The 18,778-nt window shown below is 70.7% G+C and carries 14 protein-coding genes; 7 read left to right on the top strand and 7 right to left on the bottom strand.

Features of this window, described 5'->3' with window-relative positions:
* Positions 1 to 254 precede the first annotated feature (254 nt).
* The 3 genes from ACZ5VC_RS21160 to ACZ5VC_RS21150 all read left to right on the top strand — a co-directional run bounded on the left by ACZ5VC_RS21160 (position 255) and on the right by ACZ5VC_RS21150 (position 5,291).
* Positions 255 to 1,994 (top strand): N-acyl-D-amino-acid deacylase family protein, encoded by a 1,740-nt coding sequence (locus tag ACZ5VC_RS21160; protein ID WP_469121560.1) that lies wholly within the window; start codon positions 255 to 257, stop codon positions 1,992 to 1,994.
* Positions 1,991 to 3,460 (top strand): aldehyde dehydrogenase family protein, encoded by a 1,470-nt coding sequence (locus tag ACZ5VC_RS21155; RefSeq protein WP_469121559.1) that lies wholly within the window; start codon positions 1,991 to 1,993, stop codon positions 3,458 to 3,460. Before ACZ5VC_RS21160 ends, ACZ5VC_RS21155 begins: the two co-directional genes overlap by 4 nt.
* A 259-nt stretch (positions 3,461 to 3,719) precedes the next feature.
* Positions 3,720 to 5,291 carry an APC family permease gene (locus tag ACZ5VC_RS21150; protein ID WP_469121558.1) on the top strand — a complete coding sequence of 524 codons (1,572 nt, stop codon included), beginning with the start codon at positions 3,720 to 3,722 and terminating at the stop codon, positions 5,289 to 5,291.
* A 94-nt stretch (positions 5,292 to 5,385) separates the two neighbouring features.
* Here the strand turns inward: ACZ5VC_RS21150 and ACZ5VC_RS21145 are convergent, their stop codons facing one another.
* Positions 5,386 to 5,841, bottom strand: coding sequence for a carboxymuconolactone decarboxylase family protein (locus ACZ5VC_RS21145; RefSeq protein WP_469121557.1), 456 nt, complete (start codon positions 5,839 to 5,841; stop codon positions 5,386 to 5,388).
* A 278-nt stretch (positions 5,842 to 6,119) separates the two neighbouring features.
* Here ACZ5VC_RS21145 and ACZ5VC_RS21140 point away from each other — a divergent pair, with 278 nt between their 5' ends.
* Positions 6,120 to 6,947, top strand: a complete 828-nt coding sequence (locus tag ACZ5VC_RS21140) for an LLM class F420-dependent oxidoreductase (RefSeq protein WP_469121556.1) — start codon at positions 6,120 to 6,122, stop codon at positions 6,945 to 6,947.
* Positions 6,948 to 7,060: 113 nt separating this feature from the next.
* Here the strand turns inward: ACZ5VC_RS21140 and ACZ5VC_RS21135 are convergent, their stop codons facing one another.
* Positions 7,061 to 8,701 carry a CocE/NonD family hydrolase gene (locus ACZ5VC_RS21135; protein WP_469121555.1) on the bottom strand — a complete coding sequence of 547 codons (1,641 nt, stop codon included), beginning with the start codon at positions 8,699 to 8,701 and terminating at the stop codon, positions 7,061 to 7,063.
* Between the two features lie 207 nt (positions 8,702 to 8,908).
* Here ACZ5VC_RS21135 and ACZ5VC_RS21130 point away from each other — a divergent pair, with 207 nt between their 5' ends.
* Positions 8,909 to 11,500 carry a bifunctional FO biosynthesis protein CofGH gene (locus ACZ5VC_RS21130; RefSeq protein ID WP_469121554.1) on the top strand — a complete coding sequence of 864 codons (2,592 nt, stop codon included), beginning with the start codon at positions 8,909 to 8,911 and terminating at the stop codon, positions 11,498 to 11,500.
* 201 nt (positions 11,501 to 11,701) lie between these two features.
* Positions 11,702 to 12,820, top strand: coding sequence for an ADP-ribosylglycohydrolase family protein (locus ACZ5VC_RS21125; RefSeq protein WP_469121553.1), 1,119 nt, complete (start codon positions 11,702 to 11,704; stop codon positions 12,818 to 12,820).
* A 15-nt stretch (positions 12,821 to 12,835) separates the two neighbouring features.
* Here ACZ5VC_RS21125 and ACZ5VC_RS21120 read toward each other — a convergent pair whose 3' ends face one another.
* Both ACZ5VC_RS21120 and ACZ5VC_RS21115 read right to left on the bottom strand, forming a co-directional pair.
* Positions 12,836 to 14,389: a sodium:solute symporter family protein gene (locus tag ACZ5VC_RS21120; protein ID WP_469121552.1), complete on the bottom strand. Its 1,554-nt coding sequence runs from the start codon at positions 14,387 to 14,389 to the stop codon at positions 12,836 to 12,838.
* A gap of 201 nt (positions 14,390 to 14,590) precedes the next feature.
* Positions 14,591 to 15,373 carry an SDR family oxidoreductase gene (locus tag ACZ5VC_RS21115; RefSeq protein ID WP_469121551.1) on the bottom strand — a complete coding sequence of 261 codons (783 nt, stop codon included), beginning with the start codon at positions 15,371 to 15,373 and terminating at the stop codon, positions 14,591 to 14,593.
* 81 nt (positions 15,374 to 15,454) lie between these two features.
* Between ACZ5VC_RS21115 and ACZ5VC_RS21110 the strand changes: the two genes are divergently transcribed.
* Positions 15,455 to 16,294: a hypothetical protein gene (locus ACZ5VC_RS21110; protein ID WP_469121550.1), complete on the top strand. Its 840-nt coding sequence runs from the start codon at positions 15,455 to 15,457 to the stop codon at positions 16,292 to 16,294.
* Positions 16,295 to 16,419: 125 nt separating this feature from the next.
* Here the strand turns inward: ACZ5VC_RS21110 and ACZ5VC_RS21105 are convergent, their stop codons facing one another.
* The 3 genes from ACZ5VC_RS21105 to ACZ5VC_RS21095 form a co-directional block, all read right to left on the bottom strand.
* On the bottom strand, positions 16,420 to 16,629 hold the full coding sequence (locus tag ACZ5VC_RS21105) for a DUF397 domain-containing protein (protein ID WP_469121549.1): 210 nt from the start codon (positions 16,627 to 16,629) through the stop codon (positions 16,420 to 16,422).
* 191 nt (positions 16,630 to 16,820) lie between these two features.
* On the bottom strand, positions 16,821 to 17,681 hold the full coding sequence (locus tag ACZ5VC_RS21100) for a helix-turn-helix domain-containing protein (RefSeq protein WP_469121548.1): 861 nt from the start codon (positions 17,679 to 17,681) through the stop codon (positions 16,821 to 16,823).
* 256 nt (positions 17,682 to 17,937) lie between these two features.
* Positions 17,938 to 18,666, bottom strand: coding sequence for a GOLPH3/VPS74 family protein (locus tag ACZ5VC_RS21095; protein ID WP_468710513.1), 729 nt, complete (start codon positions 18,664 to 18,666; stop codon positions 17,938 to 17,940).
* Positions 18,667 to 18,778: the final 112 nt, after the last annotated feature.

The raw sequence follows: 18,778 nt of genomic DNA, 5'->3' as shown, positions 1-18,778 counted from the left end.
AAGAATACGGTGCGCGCGGAGGCGGAGGGAGAGGGGGAAACCCCCCCCCCCCCCCCCTCCTTCCCCCCCCCCCCCCCCCCCCCCCCCCCCCCGGCCGGAGCCAGTAGCGCGAGTGAGCCGAAGAGACCCGCGGGTGCCGAGAGGGAGAACGCGCGGAGGTCCCGAGGAACGAGGGACCGAGCACGATCGACCGTCGGCACCCGCTTCAGGGCCTCGGAGGCGAACCGAGCGCCCAGTAAGAAGAAGGGGACGCCATGCTCGACCACCTCATCAGGCGCGCCACCGTCGTGGACGGCACCGGCGCGCCCGCCTACACCGCCGACGTGGGCATACGCGACGGACGGATCGCCGTCATCGCCGAGCCCGGCACCGTCACCGAGTCCGCCCGTACCACCGAGGACGCCACCGGCCTGGTGCTCACCCCCGGCTTCGTCGACCCGCACACGCACTACGACGCCCAGCTCTTCTGGGACCCCTTCGCCACGCCCTCCATGAACCACGGCGTGACGACCGTCGCGGGCGGCAACTGCGGCTTCACCCTCGCCCCGCTGAACCCCGACCGCCCCGAGGACGCGGACTACACGCGCCGCATGATGTCCAAGGTGGAGGGCATGTCGCTGGTCGCGCTCGAAGAGGGCGCGCCCTGGAACTGGCACACCTTCGGCGAGTACCTCGACGCCCTCGAGGGCCGTATCGCCGTCAACGCCGGCTTCATGGTGGGCCACTGCGCCCTGCGCCGCCACGTCATGGGCGCGGAGGCGGTCGGCGGGCAGCCCACCGAGGAGCAGATGGACCGGATGCTGGCGCTCTTCCACGACGCCATGGAGGCCGGCGCCTGGGGGCTCTCCACCACCCAGTCCTCCACCCACTCCGACGGCGACGGCCGGCCCGTCGCCTCCCGGCACGCCCGGCCCGCGGAGCTGCTCGCCCTGGCGAAGGCCGTCGCCGACCACGAGGGCACCCAGCTGGAGGCGATCGTCGCCGGCTGCCTCGACCAGTTCGCCGACGAGGAGATCGACCTCTTCGTCGAGATGAGCGCGGCCGCCGGGCGTCCCCTGAACTGGAACGTCCTCACCATCGACGCCTCCGTCCCCGAACGGGTCCCACGCCAGCTCACCGCGAGCGAGCGGGCCCGCAAGTCCGGCGGCCGGATCGTCGCGCTCACCATGCCGATCCTCACGCCGATGAACATGTCGCTGGGCACCTTCTGCGCACTCAACCTCATCCCCGGCTGGGGCGAGATCCTCGGTCTGCCCGTTCCCGAGCGGATCGCGAAGCTGCGCGATGCGGCCGTACGGGAGGAGATGCTGCGCCGCGCCGACTCCAAGGAGGCGGGGGTCTTCCGCCGTCTCGCCCACTTCGGCCGGTACGTCATCGGTGACACCTACAGCCGGCAGAACGAGGGCCTGACCGGACGGGTTGTCCGGGACATCGCCGCGGAGCGCGGCCAGGACCCCTTCCACTGCCTCGTGGAGATCTGCGCCAACGACGATCTCCGTACGGTGCTGTGGCCCATGCCCACCGACAACGACCCCGCCTCGTGGGCCCTGCGCCGGGAGACCTGGGAACACGAGGACGTGATGCTCGGCGGCTCCGACGCGGGCGCGCACCTGGACCGCATGTGCGGCGCCCCGTACACCACCCGCTTCCTCGGCGACTGTCTGCGCGGCCGCAAGCTCGTCGGCCTGGAGCAGGCGGTGCGGATGCTCACCGACGATCCGGCCCGGCTGTTCGGGCTGCGCGAACGCGGCAGGGTCGCCGAGGGCTTCCACGCGGACCTCGTCCTCTTCGACCCCGAGCGGATCGACGCGGGTCCGGCGACCCTCGTGCACGACCTGCCGGGCGACAGCCCGCGGCTGGACTCACGGGCCATCGGCATCGTGTCGGTACGGGTCAACGGCGTGGAGACGATCCGGGAGGACCGGGTGACGGGCGCCGTCCCGGGAAAGGTCCTGCGCTCGGGCCGTGACACGAGGACGGTGTCGACCAGGTGAGCGGGACGACGGAGCGGCTGTTCATCGGCGGCGAGTGGACCGAGCCGGACGGCGGACACTACGAAGTGATCAATCCGGCGACCGAGGAGGTCGTCGGCCTCGCTCCCGAGGCGAGCCGCGCGCAGGTCCACGCGGCCGCGGCGGCGGCGCGGGAGGCCTTCGGCGCCTGGTCCCGGACCCGGCCCGAGGAGCGGGCGGCGATCCTCGACCGGGCCGCCGACATCATCCAGCGGGAGGCTGAGCCGTACGCCCGCCTCGCGCAGGCAGAGACGGGGGCCACCACCGGCACGGCGCGCGGAATGCAGGTGGCGGTCGGGGTGTCCCGCTTCCGGCGGTACGCGCGCGGCGCGCTGGAGCCGGTCGAGCAGGCGCTGCCCCCGCAGATCAACGAGGCGGGCCCGATGGGGGCGGCGGGTGTCTTCGGAGCCGTGGCCGTACGCCGCCCGGTGGGCGTCGTCACCTGCATCACCTCGTACAACAACCCCTGGGCGAATCCGGCGGGCAAGGTCGCCCCGGCCCTGGCCATGGGCAACACGGTCGTCGTGAAGCCGGCGCCGCAGGACCCGCTGTCCGTGTACGCGATGGCGCGGGCCCTTCAGGAGGCGGGCGCCCCGCCGGGGGTCGTCAACGTGGTGTCGGGCTCGCGCGCGGAGGCGGGGGAGGCCGCCGTGGACTCCCCGGACGTCGACATGGTCAGCTTCACCGGCTCCACCGCCGTGGGGCAGCGCATCGGCGAGGTCTGCGGGCGCGGGATGAAGCGGCAGCTGATGGAGCTGGGCGGCAAGGGCGCGGCGGTCGTCTTCGACGACGTCGGCGACGCCGGCCTGGTGTCGGCGGTGATGGGGATCGGGACGACGTTCTCCTTCTACAGCGGACAGATCTGTACGGCCCCGACGCGCGTGATCGCCCAGCGCGGGATCTATGAGGCGCTGGTCGAGAAGCTGTCCGGCTATGTGGCCCACCTGAAGGTCGGCGACCCGGCGGAGCGGGGCACGGTGGTGGGGCCGGTGATCTCGGCGGCGCACCGCGACCGGGTGGAGTCGTACGTCGAGCTGGGGAAGAAGGAGGGCGCGCGGCTGGTGGCGGGCGGTGAGCGGCCGGCGATGGACCGTGGCTTCTATGTGGCCCCGACCCTCTTCGCGGACTGCACGAACGACATGCGGGTGGTCCGGGAGGAGATCTTCGGACCGGTCGTGGTGGTCGTCCCCTTCGACGACGAGGAGGAGGGGATCGCGCTGGCCAACGACAGCGACTACGGATTGCTCGACTACGTCTGGTCGGGCGATGTGGCGCGTGCCTTCCGGGTGGCGGGCCGGCTGAGGGCCGGAGGGGTCGGGGTGAACACCGTCGGGCGCAATATGGAGGCCCCCTTCGGCGGCTTCAAGAAGAGCGGAGTGGGCCGGGACGTGGGCTCGTACGCCCTGCGCGCGTACAGCGAGACGCAGGCCGTGGTGTGGCCCGGCTGAGTGCTTTCCCAGCGGTGACGGTGGGTGACTTTGGGTGAGGAGATGAAGGCCACTGGAAAATTTGAAACGGGGCAAAACAGACAGAGCTGCGATTCCCGCATATCGAACGGTCCCTGGTTTCGCCTCTCAATCGAGCAGTGATGCCGATGGTCGATCTTTCAATCACTGATCGATGGGCGATCTGTCCTCGTAATGCAAGGCAAAGATCCCGGAGTCAAGGGCTCCGGATAAGGAAACCGCAGCATTTAACGTCCTGTTCATGACTCAGGTGGACATGCGGCCCCAGGCCGGAGACAAGGTAAGGGGCGTCGACGCCCCCGGTGACACCCACGGCGTCCGCAAGAAGGGCCTCGGCGGAAACTCCGTCGGGCTGGTCGGCAGTGCCGTCATCGGCGTCTCGACCGTCGCCCCCGTCTACTGTCTGACCTCGACCCTCGGCGCCACCGCCGGCGAGGTCGGACTGCAGATGCCCGCCGTCTTCCTGGCCGGCTTCCTGCCGATGCTCCTGGTCGCCTTCGCGTACCGCGAGCTCAACAAGGTGATGCCGGACTGCGGCACCTCCTTCACCTGGACGGTGAAGGCCTTCGGCCCCCGCCTCGGCTGGATGTGCGGATGGGGCCTCGTCATCGCGACGATCATCGTCCTGTCCAACCTGGCGGGCGTCGCGACCTCCTACTTCTGGCTGCTGGCCGGCGAGATCACCAGTAACCCGTCGATCGCGGCCCTGGACGACAACAAGGCCGTCCACATCCTCACCTGCCTCACCCTGATCGCCATCGCGACCGCCATCAGCTACCGCGGCATGACGGCCACCAAGGGCGTCCAGTACGCCCTGGTCGGCCTCCAGCTCGCCGTCCTGGCCGTCTTCGTGGTCCTGGCCTTCATGAAGGCGGGCACGCCGGAGTTCTCCACCGGGGTCGACTTCTCCTGGTCCTGGATGAACCCGTTCGCCGTCGAGTCCTTCTCGGCCTTCACCGCCGGCCTCTCCCTCGCGATCTTCATCTACTGGGGCTGGGACGCCTGCATGGCGACCAACGAGGAGACCACCGGCAGCGCCAAGACCCCCGGCCGCGCCGCTCTGATCACCATGGTCGTCCTGGTCGGCTCGTACCTGGCCACCGGCATCGCCGCCCAGATGGTCGTCGGCTCCGGCGACACCGGCCTGGGCCTCGCCAACCCCGACACGTCCGACAACGTCTTCGCCGCCCTCGCCGGCCCGGTCATGGGCAGCGTCCTCGGCATCACCCTCTTCATCGCGGTCCTCGCCTCCGCCGCCGCCAGCCTGCAGACCACCTTCATCCCGGTCGCCCGCACGGTCCTGTCCATGGCGACGTACGAGGCCCTGCCGCACTCCTTCACCAAGGTCCACCCGCGGTTCAAGACCCCGGGCAAGGCCACCGTCATCGCGGGTGTCGCCACCGGCGTCTTCTACACCGCGATGACCCTGCTCAGCGAGAACGTCCTGGTCGACACGATCTACGCCCTCGGCCTGATGATCTGCTTCTACTACGCGCTGACCGCCTTCGCCTGCGTCTGGTACTTCCGCCGCGAGCTGACGAACTCCGCCCGGGACGCGTTCTTCAAGGGCGTCCTGCCGGCGCTCGGCGGTCTCATGCTCACCGCCGTCTTCGGCAAGACCCTCTACGACATGTGGGACCCGGCCTACGGCAGCGGCTCCGCCGTCTTCGGTGTCGGCTCGGTCTTCGTGATCGGTGTCGGACTGCTGCTGCTCGGCGTGGTGATCATGCTCGTGATGCAGCGCCGCAGCCCGGCGTTCTTCCGGGGCGAGATCCTCACCAAGGAGACCCCCTCGCTGGTCGTCGCCGACTGACCTTCCGCACCACGCCCTGAGTCCTCATGAAGTGACCCGCGCCGGGATCCGGCGCGGGTCACTTCTCCGTGGGGCCCGGCGAGAACCCCGGCGGCTACCACGTGGCGCCGGCGACCTGCCTGGTGGTGGCGTTGAGACGGTTGAAGAGGTTCGTCACGCCGATCATCAGGACGAGCGAGGCGAGCCCCTTCTCGTCGTAGTGCTTCGCAGCCTCGTCCCAGATCGCGTCCGGTACGGCGTCCGCGCTGTCGGCGAGCCGGGTGGATGCCTCGGCGAGAGCCAGGGCGGCGCGCTCGGCGTCCGTGAAGTACGGAGCGTCCCGCCAGGCGGCGACCGCGTGCAGCCGCTCGTCGCTCATGCCCGCCTTCTTGGCGGACTTCACGCCTCCGTCGACGCAGGGCGCGCACCCGTTGATCTGGCTCGCCCGCAGGTGGACCAGCTCCAGCGTCTCCTCGGGGACGCCGCCCTTCTTCGCCGCCTTCAGCAGGTTCAGGATGGGGGGCATGGCCTCGGGGAGGACGGTCACGGGGTTGCTCATACGTGCCTGCATGGTTGCTTCTCCTGGAGTCTCGTCGCGCTCTTCGCTGCTTCCGACTCATTGACTCTTCGGGAGAGGTGGATGTGACCGATCAGCGGAATTCTTTTTGGCGCGACGAAGAACCGCAGGTCAGAGCGGCCGCTGCCCCATGCCGACCGCGCGGCCCCGGGCGTCCACGGCCGCGAGCCCGCCCGGCTCGCCCGGCCAATGACGTGGCAACGGAAGGGGGACATCGGAAGCCGTACCGCATACCTTGGGCCCGCCGACAGCCATACGACGGAGGGGCCCGGATGCGCATCGCCACGACGATCTTCCTCACCGACGAAACGATCACGCCCGTGCGGCTCGCCCGCGAACTGGAGTCGCGCGGATTCGCCGGTCTCTACCTTCCCGAGCACACGCACATCCCCCTGGAGCGCACCACGCCCAACCCGGCGGGCGGTGAGCTGCCGCGCGAGTACGGTCGGACCCTCGACCCCTTCGTCGCCCTCGGCCAGGCCGCCGCCGTCACCGAACGCCTCACGCTGGGCACCGGGATCACGCTCGTCACCCAGCACGATCCGATCGCCCTGGCGAAGCAGATCGCCACTCTCGACCACGTCTCGGGCGGGCGGTTCACCCTCGGCGTCGGCTTCGGCTGGAACCAGGAGGAGGCCGCCGACCACGGCGTCACCTGGTCGACCCGGCGCGAGCTCGGCCGGGACCGCATGGGGTTGATGCGGGCGCTGTGGGCGCCCGAACCGACCGCGTACGACGGCAAGTTCGGCTCCGTCCGGGCTTCGCACGCCTACCCGAAGCCGGCCGGAGGCGCCCCGCGCACCCTGATCGGCGGAGCCGCCGGGCCGAAGCTCTTCGCGATGGTCGCGGAGTTCGGGGACGGCTGGATGCCGATCGGCGGACGCGGGCTGAGCGAGACCGTCCCCGTGCTGCGGGCGGAGTGGGAGAAGGCCGGGCGCGACCCGGGGGCGCTCCAAGTGGTGCCGTACGCGGTCCGGCCGAGCCCCGGGAAGCTCGCCCACTACGCGGAGCTGGGCCTGGAGGAGGTCGTGCTCCAGCTTCCGCCGGCCGGGGAGGCGGAGATCCTGCGGGTCCTCGACGACTACGCCCAGTACCTCTAGAACCCCTGCCCCGCCCGCGCCGGACCACCGTCCCGCCCGCGCCGGACCACCGTCCCGCCCGCGCCGGACCACCGCCCCGCCCGCGCCGGAACGCCCCTGCCGGCGCGTGGGTGTCAGCCCATGGGCAGATCCAGATGGGACGGGTCGTCCTCGGACCCGAACACCGAGATCGTGGCGCCCGGCTCGTTCGCGTCGCCGTAGAACGGGTCCTTGGTGTCCAGGACGAGCATCAGGCGGTGCCCGGCCCGCAGGTCGTAGCCGGTGGCCTGCAGCTCGAAGTCGGCGGTGACCGGGCGCCCGGGGAGGCCGTCGAGCGCGGTGTACGGGGCGTGGGTGACGATGTGCGCGTCGCCCTGTGGGTCGACGTCGAAGAGGTGCGCGACGAGCGTCGAGCGGCCCGCGCTCGGCGTGTACGTCAGTCGCAGCCTGGGGATCCCGCGCAGCTTCGTGACGACGGCCATCGGCGTGCTGACCCAGATGCCCGCGTCGGCGCGGCTGATGTCGTCCGTGGGGTAGATCAGGGGCCGGCCCGCCATCTCCGCGTACCCGGTCCTGATGATGGCCCCGGCGACGGTGGCCGGGGTGTCGGCGCCCGTCTGGAAGGTGAGGTGCCAGTCGGCGGCCGGCTTGTCGGTCAGGGTGCCGTCGCCGCCGGGCTCGCCCGCCCCGGCCAGATAGAGCCGCTCGGTGCGGCCGGTGACGGTGTCCCAGGTGGGCCGGGACTCCAGGGCCTGGTTCCACATGATCTCGCTGACGACCTCGCCCTCGGTGTCGACGCCGTTGTCGGCGCCCAGGAGGTGGTGGTCGAACCAGCGGTGGGCGTCCTCCCAGATCCGGTTCGGCAGGCCGAAGACGCCGGACATCTCGGGGGAGGAGTGGTCGCCGATGGACAGATCGATCCGCTTGGGGCCGGTGAGCGCGTGGTACATCCGCAGGGTCTGGTTGGACGGGAACAGCGTCTCGTGCCAGGCGTGCGCGAAGAACACCGGGACCTGGCGGTTGTTGAGCGCCTCGCAGTAGGCGAACGGGGAGCGGACCTCCGCCCACTTCAGAGTGTCCGAGACGTTCCGGTTGGCGAGGACGTCGTCGAAGGTCTGCCGCGTGCGCTCACTCAGCCTCGCCCGCTCGGCGGCCTTCACCAACGCCTGGACCGAGGCGACATGGCGGGTGGTGTTCTCGTAGAACGCCTCGCCCAGATCACCCCAGGAGCTCAGCGCCACGACAGCGTCCACGCGCGGGTCGTGGGCGGCGACGAGCTGACTGATGCCGGAGCCGTACGAGTCGCCGAGGAAGCCGACCTTCGTGATCTGGCCGGGCGCCCGCTGGACGAGATGGTCCAGCGCGCGGGAGCCGTCCGCGACGTCGAGCGGGCCGCCGACCTCGACCTCGCCGCCCGACGCGCCGAACCCCCGGGCGGTGTAGGCGAGGACGTGGTAGCCCTTCAGCGCGAACCGGGTGGCCTGCACCGCGTACACGAGCCAGCCGAGGCCGCTCCACGGCGACGGCATCACGATCGCCGGACGGGGCCGGCCGTCCATGTGCGTCCACAGCATCGCGTCCAGCTCGACACCGCCCTCGCCGGCGATCCGCTCCCGCCGGGGCGGCGCCAACAGCAGAACCTCGGCCACCTCTTCGGCCCGCGCGGGCGCCAGGGCGCCGGTGTCCCCCGTCTCCAGCGCCGCGACGATCTGCCTCAGCGCCGCCTCGTCCAGCTCCGGGTAGAGGCTCACCGGCCGGATTCGCTCTGAAGTCACGTCAGTTCCCATCCTCATCGTCGAGTGGTGCGGACCTGAGCGCGGTCAGTATCGGCGCAGCAACAGACGGTCACCAAGGGGGCATTGTGGTGATTGGCCGGAATCTTGCCCCGGGCGCCGGCGTGTGCGGAGGGCGGCCCACGCATGTGCGGAGGCAGACTCCGACTCCGCGGATCGACTGTCGGCGCGCGATCGTATGCTCGCAGGATGACGACTCCCGCAACCGGCCAGACCGGACCGACCGCGAACGCGATGCGCCGCGCGCTCAAGCGCGCGCGTGACGGTGTCGCCCTCGATGTCACCGAGGCGGCGGTACTGCTCCAGGCGCGCGGCGCGGACCTGGAGGACCTGACGGCCTCGGCGGCGCGGGTGCGGGACGCGGGCCTGGCGGCGGCGGGCCGCCCCGGTGTCATCACGTACTCGAAGAGTGTCTTCATTCCGCTCACAAGGCTGTGCCGGGACACGTGTCACTACTGCACCTTCGTGACCGTCCCCGGCAAGCTGCGCCGCGCGGGGCACGGGATGTTCATGTCGCCGGACGAGGTCCTCGACATCGCCCGCAAGGGCGCCGAACTGGGCTGCAAGGAAGCCCTGATCACCCTCGGGGACAAGCCGGAGGACCGCTGGCCGGAGGCGCGCGAGTGGCTGGACGCGCACGGCTACGACGACACGCTCGCCTATGTGCGGGCCATGTCGATCCGCATCCTGGAGGAGACCGGGCTGCTGCCCCATCTCAACCCCGGTGTGCTGTCGTGGACCGACTTCCAGCGGCTCAAGCCGGTCGCCCCGTCGATGGGGATGATGCTGGAGACGACCGCCACCCGGCTCTGGTCCGAGCCCGGCGGCCCGCACTACGGATCGCCGGACAAGGACCCCGCCGTGCGGCTGCGGGTCCTGGAGGACGCCGGGCGGTCCTCCGTCCCGTTCACCAGTGGGCTGCTCATCGGGATCGGGGAGACGTACGAGGAGCGGGCCGACTCCCTTTTCGCGCTGCGGCGCGTCGCCCGCTCGTACCACTCCATCCAGGAGCTGATCATCCAGAACTTCCGCGCCAAGCCGGACACGGCGATGCGCGGGATGCCCGACGCGGACCTCGACGACCTGGTCGCCACGGTCGCCGTGGCCCGGCACATCATGGGCCCCTCGGCCTGTCTCCAGGCCCCGCCGAACCTCGTAGACGCGGAGTACGGACGCCTCATCGGCGCCGGTATCGACGACTGGGGCGGCGTCTCGCCGCTCACCATCGACCATGTGAACCCCGAGCGGCCCTGGCCGCGGATCGAGCTCCTGGCCGAACGGTCGGCGGCCGCGGGCTTCCGTCTCCAGGAACGGCTCTGCGTCTACCCGGAATTCGTCCGGCGCGGCGAGCCCTGGCTCGACCCCCGGCTGCTGCCGCACGTGCGCGCCCTCGCCGACCCGGACACCGGCCTCGCCCGCCCCGACGCCCCCGTCCGGGGGCTGCCCTGGCAGGAGCCGGACGAGGGGTACGTCGCCGCCTCCGGGCGCACGGACCTGCACCGCACCATCGACACCACCGGCCGTACGCACGACCGGCGCGACGACTTCGACGAGGTGTACGGCGACTGGGAGGCGCTGCGCGAGCAGGCCGCACCCGGAATGGTGCCCTCGCGCATCGACACGGACGTGCGGGCCGCCCTCGCCACCGCCGCGGACGACCCGACACGGCTGACCGACGACGAGGCCCTCGCCCTGCTGCACGCCGACGGCCCGGCGCTGGACGCGCTGACACGGATCGCGGACGACGTGCGCCGGTCCGCCGTCGGTGACGACGTCACCTACATCGTCACGCGCAACATCAACTTCACCAACGTCTGCTACACCGGCTGCCGTTTCTGCGCCTTCGCCCAGCGCCGCACGGACGCCGACGCCTACACCCTCTCCCTGGACCAGGTCGCCGACCGGGCCCAGCAGGCGTGGGACGTCGGCGCGGTCGAGGTGTGCATGCAGGGCGGCATCCACCCCGACCTGCCGGGCACGGCGTACTTCGACATCGCCCGGGCCGTGAAGGAACGCGTCCCCGGGATGCACGTCCACGCCTTCTCCCCGATGGAGGTCGTCAACGGCGCGACCCGCACCGGCCTGTCCATCCGCGAGTGGCTGACGGCCGCCAAGGAGGCCGGCCTCGACTCCATCCCCGGCACGGCCGCCGAGATCCTGGACGACGAGGTCCGCTGGGTCCTCACCAAGGGCAAGCTGCCGGCCGCCACCTGGATCGAGGTCATCAAGACCGCGCACGACCTGGGCATCCGGTCCTCCTCGACGATGATGTACGGGCATGTGGACCAGCCGCGCCACTGGCTCGGCCACTTCCGCACGCTGGCCGCCATCCAGCAGGAGACCGGCGGGTTCACCGAGTTCGTGACCCTGCCCTTCATCCACACCAATGCCCCGGTCTACCTGGCGGGCATCTCCCGCCCGGGCCCGACCACGCGCGACAACCGCGCCGTCACCGCCATGGCCCGGCTGCTCCTCCACCCCCACATCCCCCACATCCAGACCAGCTGGGTGAAGCTGGGCGCGGAGGGCGCGGCGGAGATGCTCCGCTCGGGCGCCGACGACCTCGGCGGCACCCTGATGGAGGAGACCATCTCCCGGATGGCGGGCAGCGGTTACGGCTCGTACCGCTCGGTCAAGGACCTGATCGGCATCGCCGAGGCGGCGGGCCGGCCCTCCCGGCCGCGTACGACGCTGTACGGCGAGGTTCCCGAGGAGCGGGTGGCGGTGGCGCGGGCGTCGGACGGGCACCTGCCGGAGTTGCTGCCGCTGCTGCCGGACTGAGGCGGGCCGCATCTGCCGGCGGGCCTGTGACGACACGACCGGCCCGCGGCACCGGTGCCAGATCGGTCAAAAGCGGTCGTACGGCGATCTGGAGGGCGTCCCGTCCCATACCCCTGCCGACCGAAAAGGCATCCTCAACCGACCCTTCGCGGTCGATTACAGTGCTGCGGCAGACCCGCGTCGCGCGGAGGGAGGCATGCGGTGACCACAGCATCCACAGCCGTCTGGGGCCGTGTCGAGCAGCAGGACTTCCGCGCACGGGTGCGCGGCTGTCTCCTCGGCGGGGCTCTCGGTGACGCCCTCGGGGCCGCTGTCGACACGCTCTCCCTGGAGGAGATCAGAGCCGCCCACGGGCCCCAGGGCGTGGCCGACCCCGCGCTCGCCTACGGGCGGCGCGGGGCCGTGACCGCCGCCACGCAGCTGACGCTGTTCACCGTCGACGGGCTGATACGCGCCCAGGTCCGCCGGGACACCGGCGCCTGGCATCCGCCCACCGATGTGCACCGCGCCCATCTGCGGTGGGCCGCCACCCAGCGCGACTGGGGGCCCGACGAGCGGCGCAAGGACAACGGCTGGCTCGCCCGGGAAGAGTGGCTCTACGCCCGGCGCGACCCCGCCCGGGCCTGTCTGACCGGGCTCGGGGACGAGGTCCTCGGGACCCTCGACGCGCCCAAGAACCCGACCGCCCGCGACGCCGGCGCGCTGGTGCGCTCGGCGCCGTTCGGACTGCTCGTGGGGTGGGAGCCGCAGTTGGTCTGCCAGCTCGCCGTCGAGTGCGCCGCGCAGACCCACGGCCACCCCGCCGCGTACCTCTCCGCCGGGGCCTTCGCGGTCGTCGTGCACGGGCTCGCCCGGGGCGAGACGGTCGACGGCTCCGTCCAGCGCGCCCTCGGCCAGCTGGCCCCGCGCCCCGGCCACCAGCCCGTCACCGAGGCCCTCCAGCACGCCCTCGGAGCCGTACGCCAGGGCATTCCGGGACCCGCCAGGATCGCCGCCCTCGCCGGCGGCGACGGCCACGCCGAACATGCCCTGGCCGTCGCCGTCTACTGCGCGCTCGTCGGCGAGGACGTACGCCACGGTCTGCGCCTCGCGGTCAACCACGACGGACCGTCCTCGACGACCGGTGCCCTCACGGGAGCACTGCTCGGCGCCCTGCACGGGGAGACCGCGCTGCCCCCCGCGTGGCTGGCCGATCTGGAGGGGCGCTCGACCGTCCTCGAACTCGCCGACGACTTCGCCATGGAGATGACCCAGGGGCCCGCGCTGCACGGCCCGGCGGTCTCGGCCCCGGGCTGGCTGGCGCGCTACCCGCGCGCGTAGCGCGCTTCCCGTACGTCAGCCGCCGGCGCCTTCCCGTACCTTGCTGTCGCCCGGCTCCGCCGGACCGGGCACGGTCGCCGCCGCGCCCCCGCCGTCGGAGTGGAGCACGTCCAGGACCGCGTCCCGCTCGGGGGTGTCCTCCGGCTTGACCAGACCGATCAGGACGTAGAGCACCAGCGAGGTGGCGAGGGGCGAGACGATCTGGATCTGCAGCTCGATGCCGTCCAGGCCGTAGTTGGTGAGCCAGAAGACGAAGAGCCCCGCCGCCCACGACGTCAGCGCCGCCGTCGGACCGGACTTGCGGAACGTACGCAGCAGCCCGAGCATGAACGGGATCGCGATCGGCCCCATCAGTCCGGCGACCCACTTGATGACGACGGTGATGATGTCCTTGAAGGTGGGGGAGTTGACCTGGGTGGCGACGGCCATCGACAGACCCAGGAACGCGATCGTCGACCACCGCGCGGCCGGCAGCCCGGCCCGGTGGGTCCAGCTCCTCGCCGCCCTGGAGAGCACCGGCGCGATGTCCCGGGTGAAGACGGCGGCGATGGCGTTGGCGTCCGAGGAGCACATGGCCATGGTGTGCGAGAAGAAGCCGACGACGACCAGCCCGAGCAGGCCGTGTGGCAGCAGCTGTTCGGTCATCAGGGCGTACGCGTCGGACGCGTCCGCCTTGTGCGGCTCGATGAGCAGCGGGGCGACCCACATCGGGAAGAAGAGGACCAGCGGCCACACGAGCCAGAGCAGCGCGGAGAGCCGCCCGGAGCGGGTGGCCTCCCGGGCGCTGGGCGTCGCCATGTAGCGCTGGGCCTGGTTCCACATGCCGCCGCTGTACTCGAAGGTCTTGATGAAGAGATACGCGAGCAGGAAGGTCAGGGTGTACGGGCCGGCTGTGGGCGCGGTGTGCCCCTGGAGTTCCGGCCGGTCCCAGACGGTCCACAGGGCGCTGAAGCCGCCGAGCCTGGACAGGACGGCGACGAGCATCGCGATGCCGGCGAAGAACTGGATGACGAACTGGCCCAGTTCGGTGAGCGCGTCGGCCCAGAGGCCTCCGACGGTGCAGTAGATGCCGGTGATGATCCCGGTGATCAGGATGCCCTGGTTGAGCGAGATGCCGGTGAAGACGGAGAGCAGGGTGGCGATGGCGGCCCACTTGGCGCCGACGTCCACGATCTTCAGCAGGACGCCGGACCAGGCGAGGGCCTGCTGGGTGGGCAGGTTGTAGCGGTTTTTGAGGTACTCGAGCGGGGAGGCCACATGGAGCCGGGAGCGCAGCCGGTTGAGCCGTGGGGCGAAGAGATGCGCGCCGACGGCGATGCCCACGGCGATCGGGAAGGACCAGGTGACGTAGGAGGTGACCCCGTAGGTGTACGCGATGCCCGCGTACCCGGTGAACATCACCGCGCTGTACCCGGACATGTGGTGGGAGATGCCCGAGAGCCACCACGGCATCTTGCCGCCTGCGGTGAAGAAGTCGGAGACGTCGTCCACGCGCTTGTGGGACCAGACGCCGATCGCGACCATCACACCGAAGTAGCCGATGAGCACGGCCCAGTCGAGACTGTTCATGCCTGCCCCCTCCAGGGGTCTGTCTTGTGAACGCCGTTCATGGTGTGGGCATTTGAACGGCCTCGACAACGCGTGGAGGGGTCAAGAGCGAGTAAAATCGTTCCAGTTGTTGACCTGTGTTCATATTCTTGAACTCAAATGGGTGGAAAAGGGCCGCACGGCGATGTCCGCCCGTGCGGCCCGAGGGTCAGGTACGGCTCCCTAGCGCATCAGCTCACCGGCGTTGACGAGGAGGGACTGCCCCGTGATCGCCCGCGCCCGGTCCGAGGCGAGGAAGACCGCGGCCTCCGCCACGTCGCCGTCGGTCGCCAGCTCGGGCAGCGCCATCCGCTCCGTGAGCCGCTCCAGCACCTCCGCCTCCGGAACGCCCTCGGTGTCCGCGGTGAACCGCACGTACGCCTGGACCGGCGGGCCCCACATCCAGCCCGGAAGCACCGTGTTGACCCGGATCCGGTGCGGGCCGAACTCCCGCGCCATCGAGTACATCGCGGAGGTCAGCGCACCCTTCGAGGCCGCGTACGCCGCCTGCCGCACCTGCGAGGGCGCGGCCACCGAGGACTGCGTACCGATGATGACGACCGAGCCGCCGCGCTCCTTGAGTGCAGGCAGGCAGGCCCGCGTCATCCGCAGCGTCCCGAGCAGATTGACGTCGAGAACCCCCTGCCAGGTGGTGAAGTCGGCGTCCTCGATGCCGCCGAAGTAGCTGTCCCACGCGGCGACATGGACGACCGCGTCGATCCCCCCGAACCGCTCGACCGCCAGCGCGGCGAGGGCCTCGCACTGCGCCGCGTCGGTGATGTCGGTGGCGAGATGGGTGGTGCGCCGCCCCTCCGGGTCGATCTCGGCGGCCGACTTCACCAGATTCGCCGTCGTCCGCGCGCCGAGGACCGCGTTGCCCCCGTCCCGTACGACCGTCGCCGCGATCTGGTGACCGAGCCCGGCCCCGACGCCCGACACGATGACCGTCTTCCCCTGGAGCACCATCCGGTCGCCTCCCGACTCTGGCGAATTACCTGACGGCCCGTCAGGCTAGGTGGCTCCAGACGACTTGGGAAGGGGTTCGGTATGAGCGAGGAGACCCGCAGCGAGGTGTACGCGGAGCTGGCGTCGGTGGGCCCGTACGGAGTGCGCCCGGGCCACTCCCTGATCACCATGGTCGAACCCCACCCGGGTCATGAGTACGCGTACAACCGCTGGTACGAGGACGACCACTACTACGCGGGCGCCATGGCCATGCCCTGGATCTACGCGGGGCGGCGCTGGGTCGCGCCGCGCTCACTCCAGGAACTCCGCCTTCCCGAGAAGTCGGCCGTCGCCCAGCCGGTGACCGCCGGCTGCTACCTCTCCACGTACTGGATCACCGACGGCCGCTACGACGACCACATGAAGTGGACCGTCGCCATCAACAAGCGCCTGAACCGCGACGCCCGGGTCTACCAGGACCGTACGCACGTCTTCACCGCCTTCCAGGACCACGCGGTGACCGTCTACCGCGACGGCGCCGCCGGCCCTCGCGACCACCACGCCCTGGACCACCCCTACGCGGGCCTGATCCTCGAGGTCATCGACGCCGAGAACGCCGAACGACGGGCCGAACTCCTCGAATGGCTGCGCACCCGCCATCTGCCGCGGCGTCTGGCCGGCTCCCCGGCGGCGATGGTCACCGTCTTCCGCCCCACACCGCTGCCGGGCGACCGGATGACCTATGTGAAACAGGTCGAGGGCGTCGACACCCGGCTGACCCTCCTCTGGTTCATGGAACAGGATCCGCACACCTGCTGGCAGGACCACTTCACGGACTTGGGGGCGGAGGTCGACGCGTCGGGGCTGGGGAGGGTGGAACTGGTGGCGCCGTTCATCCCGACGGTGCCGGGGACCGACCGGTACGTCGACCGGTTGCGATGACCTGTCGCGGTGACCGGGCCGGGGTCACTGTGGCCGGGGCGGCCGCCCGGGCACGGCCGAGCCCCCTCGGCCAGGACGGCGATCCAGTCGAGAGGGCTTCTCAGGGTGCGGGTAGGCGGCCTGTGTCAGGCGCCGGGACGGTCGCGCTCGCTGACATCGAGGATGAACGCCGACCAGGTCGCCGCGGTGAAGCCGAGACCTGAGCGCGTGATGTCCTTCGAGTCCCGAACGGCGACCAGGTGGTGTCCCTGCGCCTTTACCTCTACGCAGTCTCCGTTGACGGCCGAGTACGAGGACTTGGTCCATTCCGTGAGCGCTTCGTGCCGAAACAGCATCGTGACTCCGATGGTTGTGCCAGTGGGGTGGGGTGTAGCGAGATCCAGCCGCTTCGGCAGCGGCTCTGCTGTGGACGCTACGCTGCAACATCACTGCTGACGCGGCGCGTTCACCCATCCGGATGGCATATTCCATTGATGTCTGTGCTCGCTGGTTATGGGGGTGTACTCTGCCCGCTCCTCGGATTCCGTTACTCCGCCTGCAGCTCGGCGGCCACGCTGAGAATGAACTCTCTTGATTGCTCCGCACTCAGGGCCTTCGCGCGCAGGTGCTCGTACATCACGGCGTAGCTTTGGACGTCGTTGGCCTTCTCCAGATACAGGTCACTGGTGACCCCCTCCAGGTAGACGACGCTGGCGTCCATCGCCTCATGGAACTCCAAGATGGCGAACTTCCCGTACATCCCGGGGTGGGCACCCACTTCGTACGGCAGAACCTGGAGGGTGACGTGCGGCTTCTCGCTCAACTGGGCGAGGTGTCGAAGCTGATCGGCCATGACGTGCGGGTTGCCGACCACACGGCGCAGGAGCGCTTCGTCGATGACCGCCCAGAACCGGAGGGGGTTGACCGGGTCCGAGAGCCGGTCCTGGCGCTTCAGCCGGATCTGGATGCGCTTGTCCATCTCGCTCGGCGTGGCCTCGGGCCACATGCCCTCGATCACCGCCTGCGCGTACTCCCGGGTCTGGAGAAGACCGGGAACGATGAGCGACTCGTACACCCGAAGCGACGCCGCGTCCGTCTCCAGGCCGATGTAGACGCTGTACGGGATGTCGCCGAAGGCGTGCCACCAGCCCTGCTGGCGGGAGTCCTTGGCCATCTGCATCAGCGAGTCGACGATGCGGTGGTCCTCGACCTCGTACACCCCGCACAGGTCCCGGACGTCGCGCTGGCTGATGGAGCGGCGGCCGTTCTCCAGGCGGCTGATCTTCGACTGCGAGACCAGCAGGCGCTCGGCCACCTCTTCCGCCGTCATGCCCTTGAGTTCGCGAAGCCGGCGCAACTCCTGGCCCAATCGGCGTCGCCTGACGGTGGGATTGACATTGGACGCCACGGAAACTGCACCTCCGGCTGCTTGGCTGTTGCTGGCGTAGCTCTGCGTATCTACGTCTCAGCAGACTGCCACCAAAGGCGGGGGGCGCGCTGGGAAATGGCCACACGCGCGGGCGCGCGGGGCGGCCTGTGCGGCTGCCCCGCGCGCTCTGTGCGGCTCCCGGACCGGGTCGTGGGGACGACGTCGGCGCGGCGGATCGTGCGGTGTGCGTCGTGCTGGCGTACACAGGGGTGCCGGTGTACGGGTACTGCCCTGCTCAGTGCGCGGCGACCCGTGCCATGGTTCCGTGGCGCGGTCGCTCCTGCATCGGCACGGCTGCCTGGCGGCCACCGCCCGGGGCGGGGCTGCGGCGCGGCTGTGCCGCCACACCGTTCTGGACGTCCATCACGGCGTGCGCGACGAGACCGCCCATCGGGTCGTGCCTGATCAGGTCCCGGAGCCGGGAACGCGATGAGCGTCCCTCGTTGCCGGGATACAGGTGCTTGCCGAGACCGACCGCGTGGGCCAGTGCGGCAAGCGCCGCGGTCCGCGGGTCCGGCGGTACGCCGGTGCGGATCGCACTGTCCAGCCGGGCCCTGATGTCCCGGCTGATCGCCGTCTCCGTCGCCTGGTAGCGCGTCGTCGGCAGCACTCCGCACATCTGGCCCGCCACGGCATGCACCATGCCGCACCGCTCCAGATGAGCGAGGTAAATCTGGCGCAGCCCCAGTCGGGGCCCGCCGATCCAGTGGACGGCCCGTACCGGGCTGCCGCGCCTGCGCAGCAGTTCCAGTGCGGAGTCCAGAGTCGGATCTCCGGTCGGCCGTGGCATCACCACGGCGATACGATCCCCGTCAGGGGCTATCCGTCCTGCCAGAGCCAGCTCCACTAGCTGAGCCCCGGCGAGGCCGAGGTCGAGCGACTGCGGCTGCGCTGTGGTACCCGTGGCCGGGTCCAGAGCGAGCAGCAGAAGCTCCTCCGGAATTGTTCTGCGGCTCCTGCCCATCCATGCCTCCCCGCGTGGATGAATGACAGGGTGACCCCTCTCACATTGGTCTGTCGAGAGCGCCTGGGTGCTTTGCACGGGAACCGGCAGGTATGTCGTTCTCGTCTAGCAC

Source organism: Streptomyces sp. NPDC033174 (genome assembly GCF_055577795.1).
Note: the sequence above shows the minus strand (reverse complement) of the source record. Positions and strands in the feature narration are given on the sequence as shown.